5 protein-coding genes are annotated in these 5,020 nt (G+C 64.4%); 1 reads left to right on the top strand and 4 read right to left on the bottom strand.

Features of this window, described 5'->3' with window-relative positions; genetic code table 11:
• Positions 1-189 precede the first annotated feature (189 nt).
• Positions 190-1,542 carry a TAXI family TRAP transporter solute-binding subunit gene (locus tag CIC12_RS13985; RefSeq protein WP_168664695.1) on the bottom strand — a complete coding sequence of 451 codons (1,353 nt, stop codon included), beginning with the start codon at positions 1,540-1,542 and terminating at the stop codon, positions 190-192.
• 287 nt (positions 1,543-1,829) lie between these two features.
• Positions 1,830-2,375, bottom strand: coding sequence for a 4-hydroxyphenylacetate 3-monooxygenase, reductase component (hpaC, locus tag CIC12_RS13980; protein ID WP_168664694.1), 546 nt, complete (start codon positions 2,373-2,375; stop codon positions 1,830-1,832).
• 322 nt (positions 2,376-2,697) lie between these two features.
• On the opposite strand from hpaC, the gene CIC12_RS13975 reads away from it, so the two are divergent.
• Entirely contained in the window at positions 2,698-3,348 is a 651-nt protein-coding gene (locus CIC12_RS13975; protein WP_168664693.1) for a response regulator transcription factor, read from the top strand.
• 44 nt (positions 3,349-3,392) lie between these two features.
• On the opposite strand, the gene CIC12_RS13970 is transcribed toward CIC12_RS13975, so the two are convergent.
• Both CIC12_RS13970 and CIC12_RS13965 read right to left on the bottom strand, forming a co-directional pair.
• Complete coding sequence (locus tag CIC12_RS13970; RefSeq protein ID WP_168664692.1) at positions 3,393-4,136, bottom strand: SDR family NAD(P)-dependent oxidoreductase; 744 nt, start codon at positions 4,134-4,136, stop codon at positions 3,393-3,395.
• A 112-nt stretch (positions 4,137-4,248) separates the two neighbouring features.
• On the bottom strand, positions 4,249-5,020 hold a 772-nt coding region (locus CIC12_RS13965), incomplete at its 5' end, for an amidase family protein (RefSeq protein ID WP_168664691.1).

The raw sequence follows: 5,020 nt of genomic DNA, 5'->3' as shown, positions 1-5,020 counted from the left end.
AACCGGAGCGACGAGCGCGACGGTCGATGCAGCTGAAGCAACGAACGCGCCGAACGCGTCCGATGGCGATAGCAAGCCGCAGGCCAGCGCCACCGAGCCGGCAGTGTCGAACGAGACGGTGTCAGCGCCCGCCAACTCGTCGGCCAATTCCCCGGCCAATCCCGAAGCATAAAGTCCTCGTCACCCCCTCTACGGGGTGCTGCCTTGCCGCTGCGCAGCCGCCAGCCGGCTGCGCACAAAGCCGACGTGTTCGCGTAGCACATAGAACGCGTCGGCATACGCGAGCGGCATGCGCAACCGGTTCAACGACGCCTCGATTTCGTCCAGTTGAGCGAAGAGCTGCTGGCGCTCTTCGTCGGTCGAATCGGCGAGCGCGTCGCGTTCGATCGCAATCAACGACCCGTAATAGCGATAAATGCGCGAGCGCACGCGCCAGCGGTAAAGCGCGGGAATCACACGCATGGCTGGAAACAGCAGCACCGCCGCCGGTAGCAACAGCACCAGCGTGCGGTCGCCGATACTCGCGAGCCAGAACGGCAGCGTGCGGTACAGGAAACTTTTGCCGGTCTTGTAATAGCGCTGCGCGTCCTCGCTGATCTGATATTCGTGGGCGGTCGGATTCGGGAATTGCCCCGCACGCTGCAACAGTCCCGGCATGCCATGCACGTCCTGTGCCGCTTCGATCAGCAGGTCGGAGATCGCCGGATGCAGATTGGTTCGCGCGACGAGTTCGACTGTCGGGCTGATCAGATGCACCGTTTCAGCCGGAATCCGGTACTTCAGATCCAGCACGCCAGGTGGCAGGTCGATCTGATCGAGGTACGGAAAGAGCCGCGTATACGCGCTCGCTTCTTCGAAATTCATCACCGAAATGCCGGGCACCTTGAGCAGGCGCAGCATCAGGCTGCGCGTGGCCGAGTCGCCGCTGAGGATCGCCGCGTCCACCTCGCCCGAGACCAGTTGGGTCGCGGCCTGCAAGCCGTCGCTCGGCACCAGCACGGTGCCGCCGCCGGGTTCGATGCCGTTCGCATCCAGCAGCTTGAGCGACAGCAGACGCGTGCCGCTGCCTTCGCGGCCTATCGCGATGCGCTTGCCTTCCAGTTGTGAAAGCTGGGTCACGCCGGTGCCGCGATAGAACACGACCACCGGAATATAGAAAAGGCTGCCGAGCGACATCAGCGAGGACGTGTCGACCCCGCTGGCGACACCGCCTTGCACGAGCGCGATATCGACATGCTGTTTCGGATCGAGCAGTCGTTGCAGATTCTGCACCGAACCATCGGACTCCAGCACGTTCAGCCGCACGCCGTTGCGGGCGAGGATTTTCCGGTACTGATTCGCGGTGACGAGAAACGAACTGTCGCGCGGCCCCGCGCTCATCGTGATGGTTTTCGGCGGCGCCGGATCGACCAGCCAGATCACCAGCGTGATCGCCAGCACGACGAGCGCGGCCACGATCACGAAGGGCAGCGTGTGATCGCGCCATTCGGCATGCGGCTGCTCGCCGGGAAACTGCGGGGGACGCCGACGCTGAGCTTTCATGGACACTCCGAGGCTGAAGCCGGATCAACACATTGTCCACTGTACGCGGCGGGTTTGCCGTCGGCAGTTTGCTCTATTGACCGAGGGAGGCGGAGGGTCCGATGGTTGCGCTTCTACGGGAACATTCGAGTTCCTAAGCGTAAATGTCGATGACGTCGACGGCTTTGTTGTTGCGCGACAGGGCACCGCTCCAGCAGCGCCGATGCGTTCGCATTCAGGTCACCGTGGAGCAGAGCAGGCGAGCACAGCCAGCCGCCCGTTCACGCCGTTCACCCCGCTCACCCCCTTCAACACGACGCGACCCGCTTGATGCGATGGAAATTGCGATCGAAATAGATTAGCCCGTCACCATCGGCGCGCACGCTGATACGCATCGTCTTCACGAACATCACCGAGTGCGAGCCGACTTCCTTCAGATCGACGATCTCGCCTTGCAGGCTCGCGAGCGCATCGCGCAGCACCGGTACGCCGTGTGCGCCGTCGTCCCAGATCGGCCAGCCGAAGCGTTCTTCCATAGGCACCTGGGTCATCCCTGCAAAGTGGCGCGCGAGCAGCTCGTGCTCGCCAGGCAGTACGTTGACACAGACATGCCGGTTGCCTTCGAAGGTCGCGTGCATCGCGCTCGAACGGTTCAGGCAGACGAGCAGCGTGGGCGGCGTATCCGTAACGGAGCACACCGCGCTCGCAGTGACGCCGCAGCGTCCATGCGGACCGGCGGTCGTGACGACGTTGACGGCCGCGCACAGATGCGCCATCGCCTGACGGAATTGCTGCTTCTCGTTGAGGTAGGCGTCGCCGTCGGCGGTCGCGAGCGGGGGCGGGGTCGTGGTCATGATCTCGGTTCCTTGAGGGCGCGGCATCGTGGGTGCTGATCTGGACTCAAGCGTAATCAATCCGGATCCGGAAACAAATCCGCACGCGCGGCGCGCAGGTGGGCGTCTTTCCCAACGTGTCTAAAGTTTTCCCCAATGCCTCATGCGTCCTCTGTGCCCTGGTGCACATTTGATTCGAATGGCGAGCACGTGCGTGGGTTGTCAGCGCCGATTCAGGTTGAATTTCAGGGTAACTAGCACTTTGCATGGCTTTTTTCGCTGGCTATGATGGTTCGCGCAACACGTCCGAATCGCCCCATCACGAACTGCTCCCGCGCCTTCCATGCCTCACTCGCCGCAATCCGGTCCCGCCCTCGCACCGATCGTCTACATCGTCGACGACGACAGCGGCATGCGCACGTCGCTCGCCTGGCTGCTCGAATCGGTCGGGGTGAAGTCGGCGGGCTTCGCCAATGCGGGCGAGTTTCTCGCTGCGTTCGATCCGGCGATTCCCGCGTGTCTTGTGCTCGACGTGCGCATGCCGGAGCAAAGCGGTTTCGATGTGCAAGCGGAGTTGAACCGGCGGGACGCCACGTTGCCGATCATTTTCGTCAGTGGTCACGGCGACATTCCGATGTCCGTGCGCGCGCTGCAGAACGGCGCGATCGATTTCGTCGAAAAGCCCTATAACTCGCAGCGGATGCTCGATCGCGTGCAACATGCGTTGAAGCTAGGCGCGCAGCGGCACCTCGCCGGTCAGAAGCAGCGCGAGCTGCGCAGGCGGATCGAGTCACTGACCGCGCGCGAAACGGAAGTGCTGCGCGGGGTGATCGACGGCAAAGGCAGCAAACGCATTGCGAGCGATCTGTCCATCAGCGTAAAAACGGTCGACGTGCATCGCGCGAGCATCAAGGACAAACTCGGCGCGGCGTCGATCGCGATGCTGGTGCGCGAAGTGATGGCGGTGTGGGAAGAGGATGGCGCGGCTGGCTGACTGCGTGAGTGCGAGGGCGACGCAGCGCGCGCATCGACGCTCCCTCACCGCATGAACAACCCGCCATTCACATCCCAGCACGCGCCGTTGGCAAAGTAGGCATTCTCCGCGGCGAGCATCACCGCCACATCGGCGACGTACTCCGCCGAGCCCAAACGCCCTGCGGGAATATTGGCGATCACCGGTTTGAGCTTCTCCGGCGCGACGCTTTCGTGCACGATCGGCAAATCCATCGGACCCGGCGAAATGGCGTTGACGGTCACACCGGCCGCGCCGAGGTCGCGCGCAAACACCTTGGTGAGCGTCATCACGCCGCCCTTGGCAGCCGCATAATGCGCGCCGGTCGCCGAGCCGCCGTTCTGTCCCGCCAGCGACGCGATGTTGACGATGCGCCCCTGGCCGACATCGACGAAATGCTGGCCGAACACCTGACAGCCGAACAGCACGCTGCGCAGATTGACGTCGATCACCTGATCGAACTGCTCGGCGGTAATCTCCATCACAGGGACGACCCTGGATGCGCCCGCGTTGTTGACCAACGCGTCCACGCGGCCCCAACGCTGGAGGATCGCATCGCGCGCGGCTTCGAACGCGGTCTTCGCGGTGACGTCGAGATTCAGCGCGAACGCGCTGGAGCCGTCGGCGCTCAGATCGCGCGCGAGCGCTTGCGCGGCGGCGAACGCGATGTCGCCGATCGCAACCGCATAGCCAGCCGCGTGAAAACGGGCGGCAATCGCGGCGCCTAGGCCGCGTGCGGCGCCTGTGACGAGCACGACTCTTTTCTGCATGACTTTGACTCCGTTAGTAAGCGACAAGCGAGAGCGCACACGACGCGCCGCCATGAGAGGCGGCGGCATGCGTAACCTGATGTCGTTCAGGCCTGCCCGATCCCGATCGCATTCAGGCGGCAAGAGCGGCTTCGAAACGCGCCGCAACCGCGCAGACCTGTTCGTCCTGTCCTTTGCGACCGACGATCTGCAAACCCGCCTTCAGCGGCGAACCCGCGAGCGGCAGCGGCAAACTCAACGCGGGATGGCCGCTCAGGTTGAACGGCCGGATCAGCGACGACATCCCGATCACCGACGCACCGCCGCGCGCCTCGTCGAGCGTGATAGGCAGAGCGGGGAGCGTCGGCAGAATCAGCACGTCGACGTTATCGAGCGCATGGTCGACGGCCGCGGTGAATTGCCGGCGAATCTGTTGCGCCGCGTCGAGTTGCGCGGCGGTGGTGTTCGCCGCGGCGCGCAGCCGTATGTCGAGGTCGGCGCCGAGCTTGCCGGTTTCGACCAGATGCCCGAATGCGCGCGATGTCTCCACGTTGATGACCGCAAGGCCCGCATCGAACGCGGCCGACAGCCAGTCGAGCGTGAGTGCGTGAGCAGTGCAACCGGCCATGTCGGCCGCGCGCGCAAGCGCTGCGGTGATCGCTGGCATCGCATCGGCCTGCACGATGCCGACCTTGCACCCCCCTTGCCATGCGCGCGCGGCATGCATGTCGAAGTCGGCGGTGATCGCCTGCATCACGGCCACCAGCACCGACATCTCGCGCGCAAACGGCCCAACGCAATCGAGCGACGATTCACGCGGCGCCACGCCGTGCCGCGACACACGGCCGAACGTCGGCTTCAGACCGAGCACGCCGCAGCATGCGGCGGGCCCGCGAACCGAGCCG

This window comes from Paraburkholderia sp. SG-MS1 (genome assembly GCF_012275575.1).
In the GTDB taxonomy this organism is placed as follows: Bacteria; Pseudomonadota; Gammaproteobacteria; order Burkholderiales; family Burkholderiaceae; genus Paraburkholderia.
The sequence above is the reverse complement of the archived record's forward strand: the minus strand, read 5'-3'. Positions and strand labels throughout refer to the sequence as shown.

Coding starts and splice junctions, on each gene's coding strand:
- hpaC (WP_168664694.1), bottom strand. CDS start 2,375: ATGACCACGACCCCGCCCCCGCTCGCGACCGCCGACGGCGACGCCTAC.
- CIC12_RS13970 (WP_168664692.1), bottom strand. CDS start 4,136: ATGCAGAAAAGAGTCGTGCTCGTCACAGGCGCCGCACGCGGCCTAGGC.
- CIC12_RS13985 (WP_168664695.1), bottom strand. CDS start 1,542: ATGAAAGCTCAGCGTCGGCGTCCCCCGCAGTTTCCCGGCGAGCAGCCG.
- CIC12_RS13975 (WP_168664693.1), top strand. CDS start 2,698: ATGCCTCACTCGCCGCAATCCGGTCCCGCCCTCGCACCGATCGTCTAC.